Origin of the sequence: Rhodopila globiformis (assembly GCF_002937115.1) — a bacterium.
GTDB classification, from domain to species: Bacteria; Pseudomonadota; Alphaproteobacteria; order Acetobacterales; family Acetobacteraceae; genus Rhodopila; species Rhodopila globiformis.
This window is the reverse complement of record NZ_NHRY01000231.1, coordinates 1-25138: the sequence shown is the minus strand read 5'-3', so window position 1 is coordinate 25138 and position 25138 is coordinate 1. Positions and strand designations below refer to the sequence as shown.

Below are 25138 nucleotides of genomic sequence, written 5' to 3'. Positions count from 1 at the left end.
GCGGTGCCTGCGCGGCAAGGCGGCATCGCTGGGGAAGCCATCCTCGCCGCGCAGGAAACCGGGTGTTCCCTACGATGACGCGGCCAGCTTGTCCTGTGTTTTGGTTTCGAAGTCACTGGCGTCATGACGCTCATGCAACTGCCTGGACGGGTCGCCGCTGGTGCGGTTGACCATCCGCCCGCGCCGCACGGCCGGCCGTTCGCCGATGGCGCTCGCCCAGCGCTGCACGTTGCCATAGTCCTGCACCGAGAGGAACTCGGCCGCCTCATACAGCAGGCCCTTTGCCAGGCCGCCGTACCAGGGCCAGACGGCCATGTCGGCAATGGTGTAGTCGCTGCCTGCGACATAGTCGCTCTCCGCGAGGCGGCGATCGAGCACGTCGAGCTGCCGCTTCACCTCCATCGCGAAACGATCGATGGCGTATTCGATCTTCGTCGGCGCATAGGCATAGAAGTGGCCGAAGCCGCCGCCGAGGTATGGCGCGCTGCCCATCTGCCAGAACAGCCACGACAGGCACTCGGCCCGCGCGGCCCGCCCGGTCGGCAGGAACGCGCCGAACTTCTCGGCCAGGTACATCAGGATCGCGCCCGACTCGAACACCCGCACCGGCTTCGGCTCGCTGTGGTCCACCAGCGCCGGGATCTTGGAATTCGGGTTGGCCGCGACGAAGCCGCTGCCGAACTGGTCGCCGTCGCCGATGCGGATCAGCCAGGCATCATACTCCGCGCCGGCATGGCCGAGCGCCAGCAGTTCCTCCAGCATGATGGTGACCTTCTGGCCGTTCGGCGTCCCCTGCGAGTAGAGCTGCAGCGGATGCCGGCCGATCGGCAGGTCCTTTTCGTGGGTTGGGCCGGCGATCGGGCGGTTGATGTTCGCGAACCGGCCGCCGTTCTCCTTGTCCCACTGCCAGACCCTCGGCGGCGTGTAATCAGACGAATTGGTCATTCTCACGACTCCTGAACATCAAGCGGATGCACGCTCTCTCGGCGCGGCGTAAACTTAGTGGCCGCCATGGATTAGACCAGGGCCGGCTTTCAGAGCCGTTGGGGCCGCCGCCCCATCTGTTTGATTGAATTGGGCTTTGAGTTCCGGAGCGGTTGCTGTCTGGGTGGAAACTGGTGCTGGGAGGCATGCGTGAAGGATTGAGGCGTGAGCTTCCTGGTCCGGCTTGGCCGTGGTCGGGGATGGTGCGTCTCTGGTGGGGACAGCGCGGTTGATGGCGTATTTCTGTTCGCACGGAGAATAACGGAGGGCCTTGGAGGGCCGCGGAGCGTCAGGGGGATGTCGCGCAGCCTGGTGCGGGTGTTGCCGTCGTGGCGGGTAGCGTCGCCGGTCCACCCGTGTGGCGATGCCGGGCGATTCATGGTGCGGCGGTGCCGGTTGTCATGCGCTCGCGCGTAGCGCCCAAACGTCTTCCCTGTGGCCCTCCGCGACCCTCGGCTTTCCTCTGTGGTTACATGTCAGGACGATCCACCCGCACGCCCGCCGCCAATGACCCTCAATCAGCAGAAACGCAGACATAGCCTGTCCTTGCCGCCGGCGTTCAAACCATCGGCCGCTTCCGCAAGAGGAGTTCGGTCAAACTGGCTCCGGTCTGGACGCCGCTTTTTGTTTTGGCTCCGATCTGTCGGGAAGAGCCTGCCGGAACCTCTACTCCGGCCCCGGCGCACCAGCCTGCTGCCTCCCGCGGTGGCCGTGACGCCACACGCAACAATGAACCGGCGGGCCAAGACCCCGGCGATGTCGGAGGCGTTCTGGGTGCAGGAACATACGCCGATGAAGAGACACATTCTCTGGATCGTGCCGGCACTGATGGCACTGGCCCCGGGCGGTTGCGCCCTCAATAATCTGCCCCCCGCCAACACCGTACAGGCCCGGTTCAACCCACGCGCCCGGGTGGTGCAGGTCATGGTCAGCCAACCGGAGCGGACAACACAGGCGGACCTGGTCCGGGCCGACGGTGCGCCGGTTCAGGCCGGGCGCGTGGCCTTGGTCAGTGTGCCGCATGTCTTCTACAATATTGCCAGCGGCTGCGGGTTTGGCACGCCTTTTGCGACGGCCGCGCTCCCGCCAAGCGGGCCGCCGCCGAGTTGTGTCGCCGAGGAGAGCAACCAGTATGTCATGTCCGTCTCGATCCCGGCACCGGCGGACTATGCGCAGCGCTGGACCGACTACCGCGTCAGGCTGCAGGTCGGGAACCGCTGGCTGACGGTGGCCGCGCCGCCGCCCACGGCAGGTCCGGCGCACACCTGAAGCGAACGCGCCGGCTTCGCGCCGGTGTGCCGGGAACCCGGCGCCACATCGCCAACCAGCCCGGCCCGGCTCTATTCGACGCGCAGCACGATCTTGCCGATATGCTGGCTGGATTCCATCAGCCGGTGCGCCTCGGCGGCCTCGGCGAGCGGGAAGGTCGCGTGGATCACCGGCGGGCACCGCCCAGCATCCAGCGCCGGCCAGACCTTCGCCCGCAGGTCCGCCGCGATGGCGCCTTTCTGCGCCGTCGTGCGCGGCCGCATGGTGGAGCCGGTGATCGTCAGCCGCCGCACCATCACCGGCGTGAAGTCGAAGTCCTGCACTTTCGATCCTTGCAGGAACGCGATCATGACCAACCGCCCGTCCAGCGCCAGGCTGCGGACGTTGCGGCTCATGTAGGGGGCGCCGACCATGTCCAGGATGACGTTGACGCCGCGGCCTTCGGTGAGGGTCTTCACCTCGGCGGCAAAGTCCCGGGTGCGGTAGTTGATCGCCGCGTCGGCGCCCAGCCGGAGGCAGGCGGCGCATTTCTCGTCCGATCCTGCGGTGGCGTAGATGCGGGCGCCGAACTCGTGGGCGAGCTGGATGGCGGTGACGCCGATGCCGCTGGTGCCGCCGTGCACCAGCGCGGTTTCGCCCTTTGCCAGCCGGCCGTGCTGGAACAGGTTGGCCCACACGGTGAACGCGGTTTCCGGCAGCGCGGCGGCGCGGATGACGTCGTAGCCGGCCGGCCAGGGCAGGCATTGCGGGGCCGGAACGGCGCAGTATTCGGCGTACCCGCCGCCGTTGGCCAGGGCGCAGACGCGGTCGCCGATGGCCAGGGTGGTGACCTGGTCGCCGCAGGCCACGACCTCGCCGGCGACCTCGAGGCCCAGGATCGGGCTGGCGCCGGGCGGCGGCGGATAATGTCCCTGGCGCTGTATGACATCAGGCCGGTTCACCCCGGCCGCCTGCACGCGGATTAGCACCTCGTCCGGCTTCGGCACGGGGACCGGGCCGGTGGCAAGGCCGAGCACCTCCGGCCCTCCGGTGCCGTTGGCCTGCACGTGGGTCATGGTCTGCGGGATGGTCATGGCGGGATTCTCCGATGCATCATTGAGCGAAAGCGGGCGGTGCGGCGGCCGCAACGGTTCGTGGCGCGGCCGTTGCCGTTGCGTCGCGGCCGGGGTTGGCCTCATGCGTATCAGGATAGGACGACGGGTGGAGAAGGATTTGGCGCCCGGCCCGTTGCCTCGCCGTCATGGCCGGGCGTGTCCCGGCCATCCGCCCCCAATCGTCGAAGCGCGGATGGCCGGGACACGCCCTATCAGGTTCACAGATCGTGGAAACGATTCCGTAGTGGTGTCGATAACGGACTGTTGGACGCGCTGCTGCCCGATCTGGTACTCCGAATGTATCGTAATGAGCCGAAAAAACCCGACTTTGAAGACCACCGGACGATCGTTCGCACGATGTGTGAATTTGATAGGGACACGCCCGGCCATGACGATAGGGAGAAGACCTTGCTCCGCCGGACGCCCTATCCTGATCCGCATGGGGGTTGGCCTGGCTATCCACGCCCTTGCCTGCTTCAGCACCGCCAGGCATGGATGCCGGACCGGAGCTTGTGCCCGGGCTTGTCCCGGCTACCCGGCTTGACGGGACAGCAACGGCTGTCGTGCCGTTGCACAACAGGAACCGACTCCCGGCCGTTCTGTCCCTGTTGCGCCAGCCAGGGCGAGCGGGACAAAGCCATCGCGACCGCAGATCGCCCGAATCGCTGCTCTGCGTGCTCTGCGCCCCGCTCTGCGATCTCTGCGTTGAATCGCGGTGGCCGGGGCGCCACCGATGCTTCGTATTGGCCAACCCACTGGTAACGCCGCTCTTTGTTGCATCACCGCATTTTTCAACGCAGAGATCGCAGAGCGGGGCGCAGAGGCCGCAGAGAAGAATTTGTTGCGACCTGCGGTTGCGGTGCGCCGGGGGCGATCGTCGTGCCGTACCCGGACCGGGGCGACCGACAGACCGGGCGGGCCACGTGATGACAACGCCGCCGCTTCCGGCCAGGGTGACGGAACTCCTGTCGACAGGAAGCGCATCAATCATGCCTGAGCGGCCTGCGCCGGCCACGACGGGTGGTCCCGTCCGCGCGCACTTGCCGGAAACCCGGGCGCCCGGCGTCACTTGACGCTCCCGGTCGGACCCTCAATCGTGGCCGCGACAGCCGGCCGGAACGCCTGCCGGCACCGCTGAACCGCGCAACACAGGGAAACGTCACGAATGGCAACCAACAAGCGCAAGGTCATGCTGCCTCATACAATGGGCCAGGAGGGCGTCAACCTCATCCGCGCCCGCGGCGACATCGAGACTTTGATCTATCCCGCCGGCATCAGCCAAGCCGAGTTCCTGCCGCTGCTGGCCGACTGCGCCGGCATCGCCCTGTCGCTGACGCCGTACCGCCAGGCCGAGATGGCGGCCTCGCCGGTGATGCAGGTGGTCGCCCGCATCGGCGTCGGCTACGACACGGTCGAGGTCCCGGCGCTGACCGCCCGCGGCGTGCCGCTGATGGTCGCCGGCACCGCCAACTCCACCTCGGTGGCGGAGCAGGCGTTCAACCTGATGATCGCGCTGGCGAAGAAGAACGCCCTGATGGATCGCCTGGTGCGGCAGGGCCAGTGGCACGATCGGCACGGCGGGCTACCGATGGAACTGGCGGGCAAGACCGTGCTGATCGTCGGCTTCGGCCGCATCGGCACGCGTTCGGCCCGGCGCTGCCTGGGCTTCGACATGACGGTGCTGGTGCACGACCCCTATGTCGATCCCGCGACCATCGCCGCCGCCGGCTGCGAGCCCGCCGGCGACCTGGACGCCGCGCTGCCGCGCGCCGACTTCGTGTCGATTCACTGCCCGAAGGGTCCCGAAACGGTCGGCCTGTTCAACGCGGCCAGGCTGGGTCGCATGAAGAAGGGCGCCTACATCGTCAACACCGCCCGCGGCGGGATCATCGACGAGCCGGCGCTGCACGCGGCGCTGGCCTCGGGCCATCTGGGCGGCGCCGGGCTCGACGTGTTCGAGACGGAGCCGACGCCGGTGAGCAACGACCTGCTGAAGCTGGACAGCGTGATCGCCGCGCCGCACATGGCCGGCGTGACGGTGGAGGCGCTGGCGGCGATGGCGGTGGCGACGGCGCGCAACATCCTGTCGGTGCTGGACGGCGTGCCGAACCGGGACAACGTCATCAACAAGGAGGTGCTGCGGTAGTCCCGTGGCATCCACCAGGCCACCGGCAACGCGCATCCGCCTGTCCTGACGCATCGCTCGCCGCGATGTCCGGGCCGATCGGGTCACGGCTGATGAGGCTGCTGTCCAGGAAGGAAGCGGCCCCCTTTCTCTGCCATGAAAATACGGCCTCGCCGGCGCCGGTCGTCTCTCTATCGTCATGGCCTGGCGTGTCCCGGCCATCCACCCCCGCCGCCTGTGCGCAGATGGCCGGCACACGCCCGGCCATGACGGATAGGCAACGGACCACTCTCCCATTTTCCGCCATGGCGGTGCCGGCGCGCCGGCTGGCTAACTATTTTGCATCATGCGCGTCCAGTGCCGCGAGGATGTTGCGGATTTTTAAATGATGCCCTATCGTTACACTGTCGGGGCGCTTCCCCGTGCAGGAGCTTGATCATGAGAATGAGACGCGGGGCCGCTTCCGTCGCCGGAATGCTTGCTTTCCTGGCGCTGCCCATGACGGCGCAAGCCTATTCGGCGCTGTACGTGTTCGGCGACAGCCTGTCCGACGCCGGCAACGTCTATATCGCGACCAGCGGGACTGGCGCGCAGCAGCCGGTGGCGCCGTACGCCAACGGGCAGTATTCCAACGGCCCCACCTGGGTGCAGGATCTTGCCCAGAACCTGGGCCTGGGATCGGTGACGGCGTCGCTGGCCGGCGGCACCGACTATGCCTTTGGCGGCTCCACCACCGGCTATGCGATCACCGGGGTGCTTCCCGCCACCAGCGTGCCGACGCTGACGCAGCAGATCGGCACGTTCTCCACCGCCGTCGGCGGGGCGGCGTCATCGACCGCGCTGTATGCCGTCTGGAGCGGTGCCAACGACCTGTTTGCCATCCTGGGCAGCGGTGCATCCAACGCCGCGGCGGCGGCGGCGGCGGGCGCCGCGGCAACCGAGGCCGGGGCCATCGCCACGCTCGCTGGCATGGGGGCGAAGGACTTCGTCGTGCCGCTGCTGCCGGACCTCGGCCAGACGCCGGCCATGACGGCCGTGACGGGGGCATCCGCCCTGGCGACCGCGCTTGCCGCGGCCTACAACGCGTCGCTGGTCAGCGATATCCAGAGTCTGGTCGCCGGCACCGGCATCTCGGTCAGCCTGGTTGACACCTTCAGCCTGATCGATGCCGCCGTCGCCGATCCGTCCGCCTATGGTTTCACGAACGTCACCGCCCCCTGCTATGTCGGCCCCTATACCGGCGGCGGCACCGTTTGCGCGACGCCGAATCAGTATCTGTTCTGGGACGGCGTTCACCCGACCGCAGCGGGCCAGGCGATCGTCGCGGCGGCGGCGGAGGCAGCCCTGCCGGAACCGGGGACGCTGGCCGTGCTGGGGTGCGGCCTTGCCGGACTCGGTGCCCTGCGGACCCGGCGACATCGGCGCTAACTCAGGCGACCGGCGGCACGGCCTGGCGCGCTGCCCCGTCGTCATGGCGGCCGCAGGGCCGCCATCCACGCCTTGCGGTGCTGGTATCAGCAGAAGGCGTGGATGGTGGGCCGTCGCCCACCATGACGACGGGGCGATGCGCCACGGCCGGCCGCGTGAGTCAGCGCCAATGGGACCCGGCGACGGCCATTCTGTTGCGCAAGCGCCACATCAAAGAAAAAGCCACAAACCTGAACAAGTCTTAATGCGCATGACTCCAGTTTAATCGCTCCATGCAGAGAACGGTTACCTCCTGATCCGCATGTTCACGCCGTCGTTGATGGCGGTGGTCCGCACGACTGCCGCATCGAACCACGCGATTGAACTGAAATCGGAAACAGGAGACGCGAACATGAACACCCAACCCGAACGCCACCCGGTGCGACGGGCGGCCCTCGCGGCGGTGCTGCTCGCCGGCACCAGCCTGGGCGGCTACGCGATTGGCCACACCGCCTGGGCCGACCAGACTGCCCCCGTCAACCCGCCCGGCGCCCAGGTCCAGCAGCAGAAACTGCCGGACTTCACCCATCTGGTGGAGCAGGTGAAGCCGGCGGTCGTGTCGATCACCACCAAATTCCGCGCCACCCCGGCGGCGATGGAGGATGAGGACGGCCAAGGCATGCAGGGCGAGATGCCGCAGTTGCCCTTCCCGTTCAACCAGTTGATTCCGCACGGCCAGATGCAGCAGAGCCGGCCGGTTGAGGCGCGTGGCTCGGGCTTCATCATCTCGGCCGACGGCATCATCGTCACCAACAACCACGTGGTGAAGGATGCCCGCAGCGTCAGCGTCACGCTCGACGACGGCAAGGTGCTGCCCGCCAAGGTGATCGGCACCGATCCGCGCACTGACATCGCGGTCCTGAGGGTGCATGCGGACCACCCACTGCCGTTCATCACGTTGGGCAATTCCCGCGACGTGAAGCCGGGTGAGTGGGTCATCGCCGTGGGCAACCCGTTCGGCCTGGGCGGCACCGTCACCGCCGGCATCGTCTCGGCGGTAAGCCGCGACATCGGCGACGGACCGTATGACCAGTTCATCCAGATCGACGCGCCGATCAACCCCGGCAACTCCGGCGGGCCGCTGTTCACCCAGGACGGCAAGGTCATCGGCATGGACACCGCCATCCTCTCGCCCACCGGCGGGTCGGTCGGCATCGGCTTCGCCATCCCCTCCGACATGATCCGCACCGTGGCCGCGCAGCTTGAGCACGGCGGCAAGGTGACGCGCGGCTATATCGGTGTCGAGGCGCAGGAGATCACGCCCACCACCGCCGAGGCGATGCACCTGAAGCAAGGTGAAGGCGCGCTGCTGGCCGGCATCATGCCTGACGGCCCGGCCGCCGGCGCAGGGCTGCAGCCCGGCGACGTGATCGAGTCGGTGAACGGCACCAAGGTCGCCAGCCCGCGCGACCTCGCGGTCGACATCGCCAATGTCCAGCCCGGGCAGGAGGCGCACCTGACGGTGCTGCATGACGGCCAGAACAAGGACGTGTCACTGAAGGTCGGCACCCTGCCGAACGAGCAGGTCGCCAGCAACAATAACCAGGGCGGCGCCGAGCATCACGCCCGCCTTGGCCTGGCGCTGGGCCCGCTGTCGCCGGATGTCCGCAGCCAGCTTGACGTGCCGGATGGCACCAAAGGCGCGGTGGTGCGCGGCGTGCAGCCCGGCTCGCCCGCCGAGGCCGCCGGTTTGCAGCCGGGTGACGTGATCGTCGGCGTCGGCACGCATGCGGTGACCTCGCCGTCCGATGCGGTGAAGGCGATGCGCACGGCGATGAACAACAACGACCACGCGCTGGCGCTGCGGGTGATCCGCAACGGGCAGCCGGTGTTCGTCGGCGTGAACCTGCACCAGTCCAACCAGGGCTGAGCGGGGCGGACAGGGGGCCGTTTGCCGTCGGGCGAACGGCCTCTCTTTTTTCTGAGCGCTGTTGGTCGTCTCTCTAGCTGTTGGTCGTCTCTCTATCGTCATGGCCGGGCGTCTCCCGGCCATGACGGAGGTGCAACGGCGGTCCTCAGCGGCTCAAGGCAAATCCCTCGTATCCCTTCGCCGCGACGTCGGCGCAGATCTGCCGGTAATGCGCCATGCCGCCGGCGTAGGGCATGAACACCCGCGGCTTGCCGGGCACGTTCGCGCCAAGGTACCAGGAATGCGTCGCCTGCGGCAGCAAGGTCGCGTCCGCGGCGGCGTTGACCTGCTTCACCCAGGCCTCCACCGCCTCGGGCGCCGGCTCGATCCGTTCCAGCCCCTCGGCCCGCATGTGGCCGATGCAGGCGGTGATCCATTCCACGTGCTGCTCGATCGCCACCGGCATGTTGCACAGCACCGAGGGGCTGCCAGGCCCGGTCACGGTGAACAGGTTCGGGAACCCGGCGACCTGCAGGCCGAGGTAGTTGCGCGGCCCCGCCGCCCAGGCCTCGGCCAGTTCCAGGCCGTTGCGGCCCCGGATGTTCAGCCGCAGCAGCGGGCCGGTCATCGCGTCGAAGCCGGTGGCAAAGACGATAATGTCCAGCGGATAATCGCCTTCCCGGGTCCGGATTCCCTCGGGAACGATCCGCTCGATCGGCGTTGTCCGGACATCGACCAGGGTGACGTTCGGGCGGTTAAACGTTTCGAAATAATCCGTATCGATCGGCGGACGCTTCGCCGCGTATGGATGATCGATGTCGGACAGCTTCGCCGCGGTTTCCGGGTCCTTGACGATCTCCCGGATCTTGCCGCGGATGAACGCCGAGGCGGTGTCGTTGGCTGCCTTGTCCACCAGCAGGTCCTGGAACGCGGCGCGGAACTGCAGGCCGCCTTTTTCCCAGGCGGCCTCATAGATCGCCTGGCGTTCCTCCGGCGCGATTTCCAGCGCCAGGCGTTCCGAGATGGTGAACGGATGCCCGTTCGGCGTGGCCTGGGTGACCCGGCGGATCTCGGCGGCGTTGTCCCGCACCCACTGCTTGAACTCGGGCGTCAGCGGCGCATTGCGCGCGGGCACGCTGTAGTTCGCGGTGCGCTGGAACACCGTCAGGTGCGCGGCGGTCTCGGCGATCACCGGGATGGCCTGGATGCCGGTCGATCCGGTGCCGATGATGCCGACGCGCTTGCCGGTGAAATCCACCCCCTCATGCGGCCACTGGCCGGTGTGGTACCATTTGCCGGCGAAATCATCCAGGCCGGGGATGTTGGGCACGTTGGCGGTGGACAGGCAGCCGACGGCGGTGACCAGGAATTTCGCGGTGAAGGCCGCGCCGGTCTCGGTGCGAACGCGCCAGCGGTTGGCTGCCTCGTCGTATTCCGCCGCGATGACGCGGGTGTTGAAGCGGATGTCCTTCTTGAGATCGAAACGATCCGCCACGTGGTTCAGGTAGCGCATGATCTCCGGCTGTTCCGGATAGCGTTCGGACCACTCCCATTCCTGCATCAGCTCTTCCGAGAAGGAATAGCAGTAGGCGTGGCTTTCGGAGTCGCAGCGGGCGCCGGGATAGCGGTTCCAGTACCAGGTGCCGCCGACGCCGCCCGCCGCTTCCAGCACCTGAACCGACAGGCCCAGGCGGTCGCGCAGGCACAGCAGTTGATACAGGCCGGAGAAGCCGGCGCCGATGATCAGGGCGTCGAACGCGCGGGGCGCGCCTGGCGCGACAGATGTCATGGTCCATTCCCTTCCATTGTTGAGGTAAGGGGTCGCATGGACGTGCGCGGGAGGCAATGGCTCGGGGTTGATGTTTCCGATACGGAACTTTCAGCGGCGGTGCCGTTTCGCCTATCGCTTTTTACGCGGAGGCAAATACGCCTCGGTCCCATCCCCATCGGCACGCATGAAACAAACCGGCGACGGCAGAACGAAATCACGCCTCCACGCTGAACTGCAGCCGCGCCAGCCGCGCATAGATCCCGCCCTCGCGGATCAGCGACTCATGCGTGCCCGTCGCCACCACCCGCCCGGCGTCGATCACCACGATCCGGTCCGCGTTGCGCACCGTCGCCAGCCGGTGCGCGATGACGATCGTCGTGCGGTCCCGCGACAGCGTCGCCAGCGCCTGCTGCACCGCCTGCTCCGACTCCGCATCCAGCGCGCTGGTCGCCTCGTCCAGCAGCAGCACCGCCGGATCGCGCAGGATCGCCCGCGCGATGGCAATGCGCTGCCGCTGCCCGCCCGACAGGCGGATGCCCTTCTCGCCCAGGAACGTGTCGTACCCCTCCGGCAACAAATCGAGGAAACCGGCATGCGCGGCCTTGCCGGCGGCGCGGACCTCGGCCTCGATCGCCTCCGGCCGCCCATAGCGGATGTTCTCCAGAGCGGAGGCGCTGAAGATCACCGGGTCCTGCGGCACGATGCCGATGCGCCGGCGCAGGTCCTCCGGCGCCACCTGGGCGATGTCGACGCCGTCGAGGCGGATCACTCCGCGCCCGGGATCGTAGAAGCGCAACAGCAGTTGCAGCACCGTCGTCTTCCCCGCCCCCGACGGGCCGACCAGCGCCACCGTCTCCCCGGGCGCCACCGACAGGGAAAAATCCGCCAGCGCCGAGACGTCCGGCCGCGCCGGATAGCGGAACGTGACGGCCTCAAACGATACATGCCCCCCTGGCCGCCCCTCCGGCCGCGCCGGCAGCCGCAGCGGCCGCGGCGGCGCGGTGATCGTCGGCCGCTCGGCCAGCAGCTCCCGCAACCGGTCCGCCGCGCCGCTGGCCCGCTGCAACTCGCCGAACAGCTCGCTCATTTGCGCGCCCGACGTTGCGGTCAGCACGGCGTAGAACACGAACGCCGACAGGTCGCCGCCGCTCATGGCCCCGGCGATCACGTCGCGCCCGCCGACCCACAGGCTGAACACGATCGCACCGAAGCCGAGCAGGATGACGATCAGGATCTGCGTCGCCCGCGTCTGCACCCGCCGCAGCGCCGCCCGCACCGAGCGTTCCGCCTCGGCGGCGAAGCGGGCGCGGTCGATCGGCTCATGCGTGAACGCCTGCACCGTGCGCAGGGCGTTCAGCGTCTCCTCGGCATAGGCGCCGATATCCGCCACCCGGTCCTGCGCCGCGCGCGACAGCCGCCGCTCCCGCCGCCCGAACAGCACCAGCGGCACGACGACCAGCGGCACCACCAGCAAGACGATCCCCGCCAGCTTGGCGCTGGTGACCAGCAGCATGGTGAAGGCACCCAGCAGCAGGATGGCATTGCGCAGCCATTGCGAGATGGCGGAGCCGATCAGCGCCTGCAGCACCGAGATATCGGCGGTCAGCCGCGTCAGGATGTCGCCGACGCGCGCCGTCTCGAAGAACGCCGGCGACAGCATGATGACGCGGTCGAACATGTCCCGCCGCAAGTCGGCCGCGATGCGCTCGCCCAGCCAGGAAACCTGGTGGAAGCGCGCCGCGGTGGCGAAGGCGAGGGCGGCGACGATGACGACCAGGCCCAGCGCGGCGTGGTCCAGGTGCGTTGTGTCGCCGGTGGCGAAGCCGACATCGATCAGCCGGCGCAGCCCCTGCCCCAGCGTCAGCACCAGCGCCGCCGCGGTCAGCAGCGCCGCCAGCGCGCCGAGGGTGCGCAGGCGGTAGGGCCGCAGGTAGGGCAGCAGCACGGCAAGCGGGCCGAGCCGCAGGCGGCGGCGCTTCGGCAGGGGTGTCGGCATGTCGGCCACGTAGGCGCTCCTGGCGGTTGCCCGCGGCTCCTACCGCAAACCGGCGGTTGGATGAAACAGGCTGACGATGCGCCGTCTTGCGTCTCGCTCGCAGGACGGCATGCGCCTACCCCGGCTCGAACCGCGCCAACCGCACCGCCGTGTGCCCCCGGCTCGGGCGCAGCGCCGGCATCACCAGCAGGCAATCGTCGTGCGGCGTGCGGATCTCCGTCCCGCCATCCATGGCGATCAGCGTATTGCGCCGGGGAATGACGTCGCCGCCGCGATAGGTTTGCACGAACGCGAAACCGGATGTCATCGCCGTCACCGCCGTGGTCACCGTGGCCATCCGCGGCACGCCGGCGGGCGGCGGCGGCGGCAGCGGCGAGTCCGCCCCGGCCAGCCCGAGGTGCCGCAGCAGTCCGGCGACGCTGTCCAGCATGGTGTCGACCGTCGTTTCTTCCCAGTGCTGCCCGGCCTCGACCAGGCATCCGGCACAGGGCGTTTCGGCGCTGGAGAAGCGCGGATAGTCGATCAGCCGCCGCCCGTTCACGTGCCCGCTGTCCGCCACCACCAGCGACGGCGTGCCGATGCCGCGGGCCAGCGCCTTGCCCTTTTCCGGCACGCCGCTCAGGATCAGCGGCTCGGACGGCCACAGCATCGAATGCAGGTCCATCAGCACGTCCACGGTATCGATGAACGGACGGATCTCCCGCGCCCGGTCGAGTTCCCGCGAGTGCCGCGGCCCGTCGAGAATGGCCTTGTCCCACACCCGGTTCAGGTCCTCGTCGAGGAAGCGCGACGCCGTCGGCCGCCGCGGGTCGAACTGCCCGAACGCATCGAGGTTGACGAAGCCGAACGACAATTTTCCGGTCGCCGGCCGCAGCCCGGCGCGCAGCAGCCGATCCAGCACGATCGGCCCGGCGATTTCGTTGCCGTGCACCAGCGACAGGACGGCCACATGCGGCCCCGGGCGCCCGGAATCCCGGGAGGTGAAGCCCGGGATGCCGGTGTTGCCCGCGATCCACGGCGCGATATCCGGTCGGCTGATGCGGACTTTGAAATCCAGCATTGGGGACAGCGAATCCGGAGACCGATTCATCGCCACCAGACTCACAGCAAAAGCCGATCGGCCAGGCGCCGGATGAACTGGTCGCAGGCGTCGAGCTGGGATTCGGCGATCCATTCGTCGGGCTGGTGCGCCTGCGCGATGTCGCCCGGGCCGCAGATGATGGCGGGAATGCCGGCCGTCTCGAAGAACCCGCCTTCGGTGCCGTAGCTGACCTTGCCGGTGTCGTTGCGGCCGGAGACCTGCCGGACCACCTCCGCCAGCGCATGATCGGCCGGCAGCGCCATGCCGGGCATCTCCAGGGCAATATCGTAGGCGAAGCCGCAGGCGGGATGCACCGCCTTCATGGCCGGCTCGATCGTCGCGGCGATCCAGGCCCGCATCCGGGCGACATGCCGATCGGCCGCATCGCCGGGGATCGGCCGCCACTCCATGGCGAAGCCGGCATGTTCCGGGATAATATTGAGACTGGAGCCGCCCTGCATCGTTCCGACATGAATCGTCGTATGCGGCGGATCGAACCCGTCCTCGAACGGTCCTTCCGCGGACAGCCGGCGCGCTTCCCGCGCCACCCAGGCGATGGCTTCGCCGGCGGCCTGCACCGCGTTGGCGCCTTTCCCCGGTTCGCTGGAGTGGCCGGGCAGGCCACGGACGGATACGTTCAGGTTGAGCTTCCCCTTGTGCGCCAGGACCGGCTGCATCCGCGACGGCTCGCCCACGACACAGTAACTGGGGCGCAATCCGGATTCGTCCAGATCCCGCAGCAGGCGCTTGACGCCGTGGCAGCCCACTTCCTCGTCATAGCTGATGAACAGGTGCAGCGGCCGGCGCAGGCCGCGCGCCTGGACATCCGGCACCGCGGCGAGGCAGGCGGCGACGAAGCCCTTCATGTCGCAGCTGCCGCGGGCGATCAGCGTGCCGTTGCGGCGGCGCAGCGTGAACGGGTCCCCGGTCCAGGCCTGGCCGTCCACAGGGACCGTATCGACATGGCCGCTCAGCGCCAGCCCGCCGGCCTCGCGCGGGCCGATGATGGCGTGCAGGGCCGCCTTCTGCCCGCTGGCATCGGTGCAGACGCGGTAGAACACGCCATGCCGATCGAGAAGACTTCTGATGAAATCGATCAGCCCGAGATTCGGGTTCCGGCTTGTGGTGTCGAAGGCGACCAGGCGCTCCAGCACCCCGGCGGTCGTCAGTCGGTCCGCGACGTCAGAATTCTGCATCGGCCCAGTCTATACGGCTTCGCGCCGGCGGCAACCGACCCGGGCCCCCGGGTTGCGGCGCGACGGCTTATTGCCAGAAAGGTCAGCGACGCTATGGGACAAGACTTCTTCACGTTGATGTGAGAACATCCCCGCAACCGATGCGTGTGCGGCTGGACAAACTTCGGGTCGCGGCCCCGATGGCGCGGGATGCCACGCGCGGCTGTGTCTGGACTCCGCCCCAGGGCTGTGCGGCGATACGCTCCGTGCAACGAGACGGGGGCAATGTCGTGAACACAAGATGCCGAGGCGGCGCGGCGCTGATGGTCCTGGGCGCGCTGGTGCTGGGCGCGGAGGCGGCGCTGGCGCAGAAGCCAACGCCCGGGGTGACCGGCACCGAGATCAAGATCGGCCAGAGCGCGCCGTTCAGCGGCCCGGCCAGCGCCTATGGCCAGATCTCCACCGCCGAGGCGGACTATTTCAAGATGATCAACGACCAGGGTGGCATCAACGGCCGCAAGATCCGGCTGATCGCGCAGGACGACGGCTACAGCCCGCCGAAGACGATCGAGGTGGTGCGCCGCCTGATCGAGGAGGAACAGGTGGCGATCCTGTTCCAGACCATCGGCACCGCGCCGAACGCGGCGATCCGCCGCTACGTCAACCAGAAGAAGGTGCCGGATATCTGGCTCGGCTCCGGCGCCTCGATGTTCGTGTCCGACTCGAAGGCGTATCCGTGGAGCATTCCGTTCCAGCCCAGCTATCGGCTGGAAGGGCAGATGTACGCGAAATACATCCTGGAGAAGAAGCCGGATTCCAAGGTCGCCATCCTGTACCAGAACGACGACCTGGGCCGTGACTACGTCGCCGGGTTGAAGGACGGGCTTGGCGGGAAGTTCGCGACGATGGTGGTCAAGGTGCTGTCCTACGAGGTGACCGACCCGACGATCGATTCGCAGATCGTCGAACTACAGTCCTCGGGCGCAAACGTGCTGGTGGATGCGAGCACCCCGAAATTCGCGGCCATGGCGATCCGCAAGGTCGCCGACATGGACTGGCACCCGCTGCACATCATCGACTCCAACGGCGCCCTGGTGAAGCCGGCGCTGGAGTCGGCGGGCTTCGACAAGTCCGCCGGCGTGGTCACGGCGGCGTATCTGAAGGACCCGACCGATCCGCAATGGGCGGATGATCCGGGGATGAAGGACTTCCAGGCCTGGCGGGCGAAATACGCGCCCGAGAGCGACCCGGCGAACCCGGTCTGGGCCTATGGCTACACCATGGCGCAGGCGCTGGTGGTGGTGCTGAAGCAGGCCGGCAACGACCTGTCGCGCGCGAACATCCTGAAGGCGGCGACGCACCTGCCGGACACCACGAAACTGCCGCTGGTGCTGCCGGGGATTGCCATCAGCACGTCGCCCACGGACTACCGGCCGATGAAGAGCATGCGGCTCGCGCAGTTCGACGGCAAGCGGTACCATCTGCTGCCGGAATGACATCGCCGGCCTGCGCAGGCCCCGGCGGCGCAACGGTCATAGGAAGGATTGTCCTTGCCGCGGGCCTGATGACGGCTTCGCTCGACGCCTGTTCGCCGATGTCGGAGTCCGCCGCGATCGAGAGCCACCAGAATTCCGTGGCGCAGTTTCGGATTGCCGCGGACAAGGCGCTGGCGTGCCGGAACGCCGCGGCGGAGAGTCCGCGGTATCAGGTCCTGTTCCGCCACGTCCCGCTCGCCGACATCGACGCGGCAAGCCTGCGGCAGATGGCGGACCGAAGCTTTGCCACCGGCGAGGAAAGTGCCTTGCTCGGCGGATGGATAGAGAGTCTCAACCATTGCACCCGTCCCCTGCTCCAGGCGACGGCGGTTACGCTTCCGAACCTTGGCCCGGTCATCGAGGCATCCCTGAATAACGACGATGCGGTATACGTCGGCCTCGTGCAGCACCGTCTTGCCTGGGGCGAGGCCGTTCTGAGGCTGAAGTCCAACCGAACGAAAATGCGCGCCGAGCTTCTTGCCGGGGCGGATCGGATCCTCGAGCAATCGATCGAGCGGCAGCAGGGAACGTTGAATCGTCGCGCCAACCTGCTGAGTTCGGTGATCCGTATCATTCCCTGACGGCCGATCGCCTGGCGAGGAATTTTGTTCCGTTACAATAACGCAATGCCGGCTCCGACCGGGATACGAAGCAGTCGCCCCGCCCGCCCGCGGGCACGACGGTGGGGCCCGTGCGGAACCGTACTTTCATAGCAGGGAAGCAACAAATTGAACGCATCCGTGGCGCCCGCGAGCGGCGCTGTGATTTCCGGGTATCCGCCGCACCTTGCATTATCTCCTGGCGTGCCACCTATGGAAGGGTGATACGGGCACCAGTCGTATCGGTTCCGTTGCGTAGCGTGCGCAGTCGAAGACGTCCGTCAAAGCCGCCATTCGCCGGAGGGAAGAGGACGATGAGCAGACGTTGTGACGTAGCCGCATGGCGCTGGCCGGTGCTTGCGGTGTAGGCCGATGACAATTCGTATCCGGCCATCCGCGCGGCGCAGGTTCATGGCAGGGCTGTCCGGGGCCGCGCTGGCCATCTCGGGCGCCCCGGCGTTCGCCCGGGCGGATCCACTGCCCTCATGGAACCAGGGGGCAGCCAGGCAATCGATCATCGGGTTTGTGACGCGTGTGACGAGCCCACACGGCACCGATTTCGTGCCGATCGAACAACGTATCGCGACCTTCGACAATGACGGCACGTTGTGGAGCGAGCAGCCGGTCTATTTCCAGGTGGTGTTCGCGCTGGACCGTGTCCGGGCCCTGGCGGCGCAACATCCGGAGTGGACGGACAGGCAACCGTTCAGCAGCGTGCTCGCCGGCGACGGGTCCGTGCTGGCGAGATTGAGCGAGAAGGACCTGCTTGAAATCGTCGAGGCCACGCACTCCGGCATGACGGTGGCCCAGTTCGAGAACATCGTGCTGGCCTGGATGGCGACCGCACGCCACCCGCGTTTCAACCGGCCCTATACCGACCTGGTCTTCCAGCCGATGCTGGAGCTTCTGGCGTATCTGCGCGGCAACGGGTTCAGGACGTTCATTGTTTCCGGCGGCGGTATCGAGTTCATGCGGCCCTGGGCGGAAAAGCGCTACGGCATTCCGCCCGACCAGGTCGTTGGTTCGTCTGGCGAAACGGCATTCCGGATCGCGGCGGACGGCACGCCGGAACTGGTCAAGTTGCCAAAGGTGGAATTCATCGATGATGGACCCGGTAAGCCGGTTGCCATCAACCGCTTCATCGGGCGCCGGCCGATTCTTGCCTTCGGCAATTCGGATGGCGACCAGCAGATGCTGGAATGGACGGCGGCCGGCGGCGGGGCGCGCTTCATGGCCCTTGTGCACCACACGGATGCCAGGCGGGAATGGGCGTATGACCGTACATCGTCGGTTGGGAAGCTCGACAAGGCCTGGGACGAAGCGACACGGCGCGGTTGGCTGGTGGTCGACATGAAACGAGACTGGGGTGTGATCTATCCATTCGAGAAACAGGTCACCGGCAGACATCCGGCTGGCAGGGATGGCGGTTGACGAGGCTGGCGAAGCGTATCGACGACCCCGGAACAACAGGATGACGTGAGGCAGTGAATGGGCGTTTCCCTCGCAGCTTCGGGCGCCATTGCAGCCCGTGACGGCATGATCCGCGTGCCGGGCGGCACCTTCCAGATGGGTTCGGATGCGCACTATCCGGAGGAGGCGCCATCGCACCGCGCAACGGTCGACGGCTTCTGGATCGACGCAACCCCGGTGACCAACAGGCAGTTCCGGTCGTTCATTCGTGCCACCGGTCACGTGACCTTTGCCGAGACCATGCCCGATCCAAAGGATTATCCGGGGTCGTTGCCCGGCATGATCTTCGCCGGCTCGCTGGTCTTCACGCCGCCGAAACATCGCGTCGACCTGCGCGACTGGAGCCAGTGGTGGACCCTGCTTCAGGGCGCGAACTGGCGGCATCCGTACGGTCCGAAGAGCAGCATCAAGGATCTCGACGATCATCCCGTTGTGCACGTGACCTTCGCCGACGCGCTGGCCTATGCCACGTGGGCCGGCAAGGCGCTGCCGACCGAGGCCGAATGGGAGTTTGCCGCGCGCGGCGGGCTGGACGGCGCCGAATTCGGCTGGGGCGACGAATTCATGCCCGGCAATCGCCCGATGGCGAACACCTGGCATGGCGAATTTCCCCATCAGAGGCAGTCTCGTTTCAGGCGCACCTCGCCGGTGGGGGCGTTCCCGCCCAACGGCTACGGCCTCTACGACATGATCGGCAACGTCTGGGAATGGACCACCGACTGGTGGTCGGCACAGCATCAGGCGGAACCGCCGAAAGCCTGCTGCATCCCCAGCAACCCGCGGGGCGGGCCCGAGGCCGGGAGCTACGACCCCTCGCTGCCCGCCATCCGGATTCCGCGCAAGGTCATCAAAGGCGGGTCGCACCTCTGCGCGCCCAACTACTGCCGGCGCTACCGACCGGCAGCGCGCCACGCGGAGCCGGTCGACACCTCCACCAGCCATCTCGGGTTTCGCTGCGTCATTCGGGAAACGAGGAGAACGCCATGAACGAAGGGAAGCAGGACGGCAAGGGCAGCGGCCTGAGCCGCCGCGCCATGCTGCGAGGAACAACGAGCGTCGTGGCCGCGTCGGCACTGGCCGCGTCAGCGAATGCGCAGGCGGCGGATGCGCAGCCGGTGACGGGGGCGGGCGGCAAGAAGCCCAACATCATCATGATCGTTTCCGACGATTTCGGCTGGGGCGACGCCGGCGCCTAGCTGGGCGGCGAGGCGCGCGGCATGCCGACGCCGAACATCGACCGCATGGCGGCCGAAGGCATGATGTTCACGTCGTTCTATGCGCAACCAAGCTGCACGCCCGGCCGCGCCGCCATGCAGACCGGCCGCATTCCCAACCGCAGCGGCATGACGACGGTCGCCTTCCAGGGCCAGGGCGGCGGACTGCCGGCAGCCGAGTGGACCCTGGCGTCGGTGCTGAAGACAGCCGGCTACAAGACGTTCTTCACCGGCAAGTGGCACCTGGGAGAGGCCGACTACGCGCTGCCGAATGCGCAGGGCTGTGACGAGATGAAGTATTGCGGCCTGTATCACCTGAACGCCTACACCTATGGCGACCCGAAATGGTTTTCGGACATGGACCCCAAGCTGCGGGCGATGTTCCAGCGGATGACCAAGGGCGCGTTGTCGGGCAATGCCGGGGAGTAGGCGCGGGAGGACTTCAAGATCAACGGGGAATATGTCGATACGCCCGACCGGGGCGTCGTCGGCATTCCGTTCTTCGATGCGTATGTCGAAAAGGCGGCGCTCGACTATCTCGACCGGAATGGCGGGTCGGGCGAGCCGTTCTTCATGAGCATCAATTTCATGAAGGTGCACCAGCCGAATCTGCCGGCGCCGGAATTCCAGGGCAAGTCGCTATCGAAATCGAAGTATGCCGACTCGGTCGTCGAGAATGACGCCCGCATTGGCCGCATCATGGACAAGGTCCGGGCGCTCGGCCTGGACAAGAGCACCTATGTCTTTTGGACGAGCGACAACGGCGCCTGGCAGGATGTGTATCCGGATGCCGGCTATGCGCCGTTCCGTGGCACCAAGGGGACGGACCGTGAAGGCGGCTCGCGGGTTCCGTCCGTTGCCTGGGGGCCGGGCATCAAAGGCGGGGGCAGGAACTCCGAGATCGCCGGCGGCCTGGACTACATGGCGACCTTCGCCGCTCTGGCAGGGGCGAAGCTGCCCGATAACGACCGGGAGGGAAAGCCGATCAGTTTCGATAGTTATGATATGAGTCCGGTCCTGTTCGGTAAAGGCAAGTCGCCGCGGGATTCGTGGTTCTACTTCACGGAAGACGAGTTGACCCCCGGCGCGGCCCGGGTTGGCCACTACAAGGCCGTGTTCAACCTGCGCGGCGACGATGGCGAAAAGACCGGTGGCCTCGCCGTTGACTCGAACCTTGGCTGGAAGGGTCCGGAGTCCTATGTCGCGACCGTCTCCCAGGTTTTCGATCTCTGGCAGGACCCGCAGGAACGGTATGATATCTTCATGAACAACTACACCGAGCATACCTGGGTGCTGGTGACGATCAACGCTGCGGTCAAGGACCTGATGAAGACGTACATCAAGTACCCGCCGCGCAAGCCGCAAGGCGAGTCGTACACCGGCCCCATCACGCTGTCGCAATACGAGCGGTTCAAGTTTGTCCGTGAAAACCTGGCAAAGGAAGGGATCCAGCTTCCGTTGCCGACTGGAAACTGATCATCGCATGATACAGATGGGGTCGGAAGTGACCGGCTGACGGACGGTGCAACGCCTTCGTCACGCATGATGCCATGCGCATAAGTTTGCGCATGGCATCATGCCGCCGATGATCGCGTCGATACCGGTGTTGGAACTGGCTCAGCCAGTCGGGACAGCCATCGGTTGTCGCGATGACATCGTCCGGGCGATCGACACGATCATAAGCGCGCCTTGAGGTAGGCACCCACCCCAGGCCGAACAGCGGCGTGGAAGGCCCTCGCGCACCACTGACGGCACCCGGGCCGTTACGGGATCATCCACGGCACGACATACTGCTGCAGCATCACCAGCAACCCCAGCAGGATCGTCAGCGCCACGCTGTGCTTGAAGGTGCGCGCGAACACCACGCCCTCCTGCCCCTTCAGCGCCGTCACCGACACGCCGGTGGCGATGTTCTGCGGCGAGATCATCTTGCCCATCACCCCGCCCGAGGAATTCGTCGCCGCGATCAGCACCGGATTCAACTGAAGCTGGTTCGCCGCCACCACCTGCAGGTTGCCGAACAGCGCGTTGCCCGAGGTGTCGCTGCCTGACAGGAACACCGCCACCCAGCCCAGGAACGGCGAGACCAGCGGAAAGACCAGCCCCACCGAGGCGACGCCCAGGCCCAGCGTGTAGTTCAGCCCGGAGTAGTTCATCACGAACGCCAGCGCGATGATCAACATCACCGTCAGGATGGCGATCCGGCTCTGCCGCCAGGTTCCCGCCACGGCGTGTATGAACCGGCCGGGCCCGACGCCGACCAGCGCGGCGGTGATGATCGCCGACAGCAGGATCGCCGTGCCGGTCGAAAGCGGCTGGAACACGAAGTTCGCGGCATAGGGCTTGTCGTGGTACAGCGTAATCGCCACCGCGTCATGCAGCCCCGGCCAATGGAAGGTCTGCGCCGCGATGGCGGCGATCTTCAGGTGCGTCCAGGCGATCACCACCACCGACACGACGATCCACGGCAGCCAGCCCTGCCACAGCGGCACTCCGGCCTGCCGTCCGGTGGGCTCCAGCGTCACGTTCAGCGCGAATTCCGGGTCCGGCGCCGGCTTCCACACCTGCAGGAACAGCAGCGTGACGATCAGCGCCGTCAGCGACGACAGCACGTCGGTCAGCGCGTAGTCCAGGAAGTTCGAGGTGACGAACTGGGCCGAGGCGAAGCTGGCGCCGGCGACCAGCAGCGCCGGCCACAGCGCCCGCACCGAGCGCAGCCCGCCATAGATCGCGATCACGTAGAACGGCAGCAGCAGCGCCAGGAACGGCAACTGCCGGCCGATCATGGCGCCGAGCCTGGCCGCGGGCAGGCCGGTGACCTGGCCGAGCACGGTGACCGGCACCCCCAGCGCGCCGAACGCCACCGGGGCGGTGTTGAAGATCAGGGTGAAGGTCAGCGCCTCCAGCGGCGGGAAGCCCACGAGGATCAGCAGCGCGCTGGTGATGGCCACCGGCGTGCCGAAGCCGGCGATGCCTTCCAGCAAACAGCCGAAGCAGAAACCGATGACCACCAGCACGATGCGGCGGTCGTTCGGCAGGTGCGTCAGCACCCACTGGCGGAACGCGTCGAACCGGCCGGAGATGACGGCGATGTTGTACAGCAGCAAGGCGTTGAAGACGATCCACATCACCGGCCAGAGCGCGAACACCGCGCCGTTGGCGGCGCTGTTCAGCGCCAGCTTTACCGGGAACGCCCAGGCGAGGACGGCGATCACGAAACCGACGACCAGACCGGCCAGCGAGGCCTGCCACGCCGGCCGGTGCAGCACGCCCAGCATGACCAGCACCACCGCGATCGGCACTGCCGCCACGGCGAAGGACAGAGGCATGCTGCCGCCGATTGGCGTCAGGAGTTGGTGGAACATGGTTTCTCTTGGACCTTCATCGTTGAACGCATCCCCGATTGACGCACGGAGGCTTGATTTCGCTGCTGCAAGGGGGCCTCCATGCCGCAGCCGGGGTCGGGCCGCAAGGGGAAACCGTGCTGGCTGGCGCGACTGCTCGTTGCAGCTTGCCATCACGGCTCGGATTGTCAATGAATAGGCAAGACCATGACTCTGACTTCACAGACTGGTGAAATCCCGGATTTTATTATCATTTCATACTAACTCTGGATCCGTCCTGTGTCGGCAGGCTGACGTCTTCATGCCGGGGTATTCCCGTGCCACGCTATCTGCCGCCCGGGGCGGCCGCGTCTCTCGTTCTTGGCGTTACGATCCCTGGCCAGCCCCCTCCCTGTCAATCGGCGCCTGATCCGAACACCACGCGGGCCGCCGGCACCGGGCGGCTGGTTGATGCAGACCCTCCCCATGGCACCGCCGGGCAGGCATATACGTGGCCGGCCGGTTTATCGGCCCGGTAGCCAGAAGCCGCCGCCCCGTCCTAAGCTCGCCGCCTGACCGAGACAAAGACCCGCATGTCCCCTGCCGTCGATCCCGTTGCCCCTGATCCCACGCTGCCCGGCCGGACCGACGTGGTGATCATCGGCGGCGGCATCATCGGCGTCACCACCGCCCTGTTCCTGGCCGAGAAAGGCATTGCCGTCGCGCTGTGCGAGAAGGGCCTCATCGGCGGCGAACAGTCCTCGCGCAACTGGGGCTGGTGCCGCACCATGGGCCGGGATCAGGCGGAAATCCCCCTGGCGCTGGAGAGCCTGCGCCTGTGGCGCGGCATGAACCGCCGCACCGGCCGGGAAACCGGCTTCCGCCAGCCGGGAATCCTCTACCTGTGCGAAACCGAGAGGGAAGTCGCCGCGCAGGAAGCCTGGCTGGAACAGGCCCGGTGCCACCAGGTCGACGCCTGCCTGCTGCGCGGCGCGGCGCTGAATGACGTCATGCCCGGCGCCGCCAGGGGCTTCATCGCCGGCCTGCACACGCCCAGCGACGGTTGCGCCGAACCCGCCCTGGCCGCCCCCGCCATCGCCGAGGCCGCCCGCGATCACGGCGCGCAGATCTTCACCCGCACCGCCGTCCGCGGCATCGAGACCGAGGCCGGGCACGTCAGCGGCGTGGTGACCGAGCGGGGGCGCATCGCCTGCGGCGCCGTCGTGCTGGCCGGCGGCGCCTGGTCGCGGCTGTTCGCCGGCAATGCCGGGCTGGACCTGCCGGTGCTGAAGATCCTCGGCTCGGTGTTCCGCACCGCCCGGCTGCCCGGCGCGCCGGAGGTCTCGGCCGCAGGATCGGTGTTCGCCTTCCGCAAGCGCCTGGACGGCGGCTACTCGATCGCCCGCCGCAACGCCAATGCTGCCGAGATCACCCCCGACCATGTCCGCCTGCTGGCCGACTTCCTGCCGCGCCTGATCAGCAGCCGCAACGAAATCCGCCTGCGCATTGGCCGGCGGTCGTGGGAGGAACTGCGCACGAGGCGGCGCTGGAGCCTGGACGAGGTCACGCCGTTCGAGGCTGTGCGCGTGCTCGACCCGAAGCCGCGCCGGGGGCTGTTGCGTGAGGCCCGCGCCGCGCTGTCGCGTACCTTCCCCGCCTTCGCCGCCATGCAGGTGGTGGAAAGCTGGGCCGGCCTGATGGACGTCACGCCCGACGCGGTGCCGATCATCGGTGGGGTGGAGGGAAGGCCGGGCTTGTTCGTGGCGACGGGATTTTCCGGCCACGGCTTCGGCATCGGGCCCGGCGCCGGGCGGCTGATGGCCGACCTCGTCGCCGGCGACCAGCCGGTGGTGGATCCGGCGCCGTTTCGCCTGAGCCGCTTCGCCCGCGCGAAAACCGTCTGACGCATACGCGCCATACCGCGAAGTCTCGGCAGCGCGGCGGGCGATCGGTTAGTTAACCCGAACTATGGATAAGGGGTGAGGGGATTTCCAAAAGATCAAGGGTTTGACAGCATCGGTTTGCCAAAACGGAAGGTCAAACCAGGTTCGGAAGGATCCTCAGGTATCCCCTCATTTTAGCCATAGCATGGCATCGACACAAAAGAATCGGCAGCGCGGCCGGGGATTCTGAAAAGAATCACGGTCCCGGCGCTGATGTAAGGTTCTTGCGTTTTGCGCCGAGCC

19 protein-coding genes and 1 pseudogene are annotated in these 25138 nt (G+C 67.3%); 12 read left to right on the top strand and 8 right to left on the bottom strand.

Annotation, left to right across the window (positions count from 1 at the left end; genetic code table 11):
- Positions 1–69: 69 nt before the first annotated feature.
- Positions 70–945 (bottom strand): glutathione-dependent disulfide-bond oxidoreductase, encoded by an 876-nt coding sequence (yghU, locus tag CCS01_RS22460; RefSeq protein ID WP_104520998.1) that lies wholly within the window; start codon positions 943–945, stop codon positions 70–72.
- An 831-nt stretch (positions 946–1776) separates the two neighbouring features.
- Here yghU and CCS01_RS22455 point away from each other — a divergent pair.
- Positions 1777–2253 carry a hypothetical protein gene (locus tag CCS01_RS22455; RefSeq protein WP_158258546.1) on the top strand — a complete coding sequence of 159 codons (477 nt, stop codon included), beginning with the start codon at positions 1777–1779 and terminating at the stop codon, positions 2251–2253.
- Between the two features lie 71 nt (positions 2254–2324).
- Here the strand turns inward: CCS01_RS22455 and CCS01_RS22450 are convergent, their stop codons facing one another.
- Positions 2325–3326, bottom strand: coding sequence for an NAD(P)H-quinone oxidoreductase (locus CCS01_RS22450; protein WP_104520996.1), 1002 nt, complete (start codon positions 3324–3326; stop codon positions 2325–2327).
- 1186 nt (positions 3327–4512) lie between these two features.
- On the opposite strand from CCS01_RS22450, the gene CCS01_RS22445 reads away from it, so the two are divergent.
- The 3 genes from CCS01_RS22445 (at position 4513) to CCS01_RS22430 (ending at position 8809) form a co-directional block, all read left to right on the top strand.
- Entirely contained in the window at positions 4513–5493 is a 981-nt protein-coding gene (locus tag CCS01_RS22445; protein WP_104520995.1) for a hydroxyacid dehydrogenase, read from the top strand.
- A gap of 417 nt (positions 5494–5910) precedes the next feature.
- Entirely contained in the window at positions 5911–6900 is a 990-nt protein-coding gene (locus CCS01_RS22435; protein WP_104520993.1) for an SGNH/GDSL hydrolase family protein, read from the top strand.
- Positions 6901–7291: 391 nt separating this feature from the next.
- A complete protein-coding gene (locus CCS01_RS22430; protein ID WP_104521020.1) occupies positions 7292–8809 on the top strand; it encodes a Do family serine endopeptidase in 1518 nt (505 codons plus the stop codon).
- Positions 8810–8815: 6 nt separating this feature from the next.
- On the opposite strand, the pseudogene CCS01_RS36215 reads toward CCS01_RS22430, so the two are convergent.
- The 5 genes and pseudogenes from CCS01_RS36215 to argE all read right to left on the bottom strand — a co-directional run.
- Positions 8816–8911: pseudogene (locus tag CCS01_RS36215) on the bottom strand (hypothetical protein); the annotation flags it as partial.
- A 43-nt stretch (positions 8912–8954) separates the two neighbouring features.
- On the bottom strand, positions 8955–10577 hold the full coding sequence (locus CCS01_RS22425; protein ID WP_104520992.1) for a flavin-containing monooxygenase: 1623 nt from the start codon (positions 10575–10577) through the stop codon (positions 8955–8957).
- Between the two features lie 196 nt (positions 10578–10773).
- Positions 10774–12555 (bottom strand): ABC transporter transmembrane domain-containing protein, encoded by a 1782-nt coding sequence (locus CCS01_RS22420; RefSeq protein ID WP_104521019.1) that lies wholly within the window; start codon positions 12553–12555, stop codon positions 10774–10776.
- A 115-nt stretch (positions 12556–12670) separates the two neighbouring features.
- Entirely contained in the window at positions 12671–13615 is a 945-nt protein-coding gene (locus CCS01_RS22415; protein WP_239992354.1) for a M14 family metallopeptidase, read from the bottom strand.
- A 41-nt stretch (positions 13616–13656) separates the two neighbouring features.
- Entirely contained in the window at positions 13657–14832 is a 1176-nt protein-coding gene (gene argE / locus CCS01_RS22410; RefSeq protein ID WP_104520990.1) for an acetylornithine deacetylase, read from the bottom strand.
- 269 nt (positions 14833–15101) lie between these two features.
- Here argE and CCS01_RS22405 point away from each other — a divergent pair, with 269 nt between their 5' ends.
- The 7 genes from CCS01_RS22405 to CCS01_RS34785 all read left to right on the top strand — a co-directional run bounded on the left by CCS01_RS22405 (position 15102) and on the right by CCS01_RS34785 (position 21105).
- Positions 15102–16307: an ABC transporter substrate-binding protein gene (locus CCS01_RS22405; RefSeq protein WP_204848402.1), complete on the top strand. Its 1206-nt coding sequence runs from the start codon at positions 15102–15104 to the stop codon at positions 16305–16307.
- Positions 16308–16375: 68 nt separating this feature from the next.
- Positions 16376–16927 carry a hypothetical protein gene (locus CCS01_RS22400; protein WP_104520988.1) on the top strand — a complete coding sequence of 184 codons (552 nt, stop codon included), beginning with the start codon at positions 16376–16378 and terminating at the stop codon, positions 16925–16927.
- 429 nt (positions 16928–17356) lie between these two features.
- Positions 17357–18376 carry an HAD family hydrolase gene (locus tag CCS01_RS22395; RefSeq protein WP_104520987.1) on the top strand — a complete coding sequence of 340 codons (1020 nt, stop codon included), beginning with the start codon at positions 17357–17359 and terminating at the stop codon, positions 18374–18376.
- Positions 18377–18433: 57 nt separating this feature from the next.
- On the top strand, positions 18434–19402 hold the full coding sequence (locus CCS01_RS22390) for a formylglycine-generating enzyme family protein (RefSeq protein ID WP_104520986.1): 969 nt from the start codon (positions 18434–18436) through the stop codon (positions 19400–19402).
- Entirely contained in the window at positions 19399–19611 is a 213-nt protein-coding gene (locus CCS01_RS34795) for a hypothetical protein (protein WP_204848399.1), read from the top strand. The genes CCS01_RS22390 and CCS01_RS34795 overlap by 4 nt, the downstream gene beginning before the upstream one ends.
- A 21-nt stretch (positions 19612–19632) precedes the next feature.
- A complete protein-coding gene (locus CCS01_RS34790; RefSeq protein ID WP_204848398.1) occupies positions 19633–20058 on the top strand; it encodes a sulfatase-like hydrolase/transferase in 426 nt (141 codons plus the stop codon).
- 18 nt (positions 20059–20076) lie between these two features.
- The gene (locus tag CCS01_RS34785) at positions 20077–21105 is read left to right on the top strand and encodes a sulfatase-like hydrolase/transferase (RefSeq protein WP_338049997.1); all 1029 of its coding nucleotides are present in this window, start codon (positions 20077–20079) and stop codon (positions 21103–21105) included.
- Positions 21106–21392: 287 nt separating this feature from the next.
- Here CCS01_RS34785 and CCS01_RS22380 read toward each other — a convergent pair whose 3' ends face one another.
- Positions 21393–22994, bottom strand: a complete 1602-nt coding sequence (locus CCS01_RS22380) for an L-lactate permease (RefSeq protein ID WP_104520985.1) — start codon at positions 22992–22994, stop codon at positions 21393–21395.
- Positions 22995–23545: 551 nt separating this feature from the next.
- Between CCS01_RS22380 and CCS01_RS22375 the strand changes: the two genes are divergently transcribed.
- The gene (locus tag CCS01_RS22375; protein ID WP_104520984.1) at positions 23546–24856 is read left to right on the top strand and encodes an NAD(P)/FAD-dependent oxidoreductase; all 1311 of its coding nucleotides are present in this window, start codon (positions 23546–23548) and stop codon (positions 24854–24856) included.
- Positions 24857–25138 lie beyond the last annotated feature (282 nt).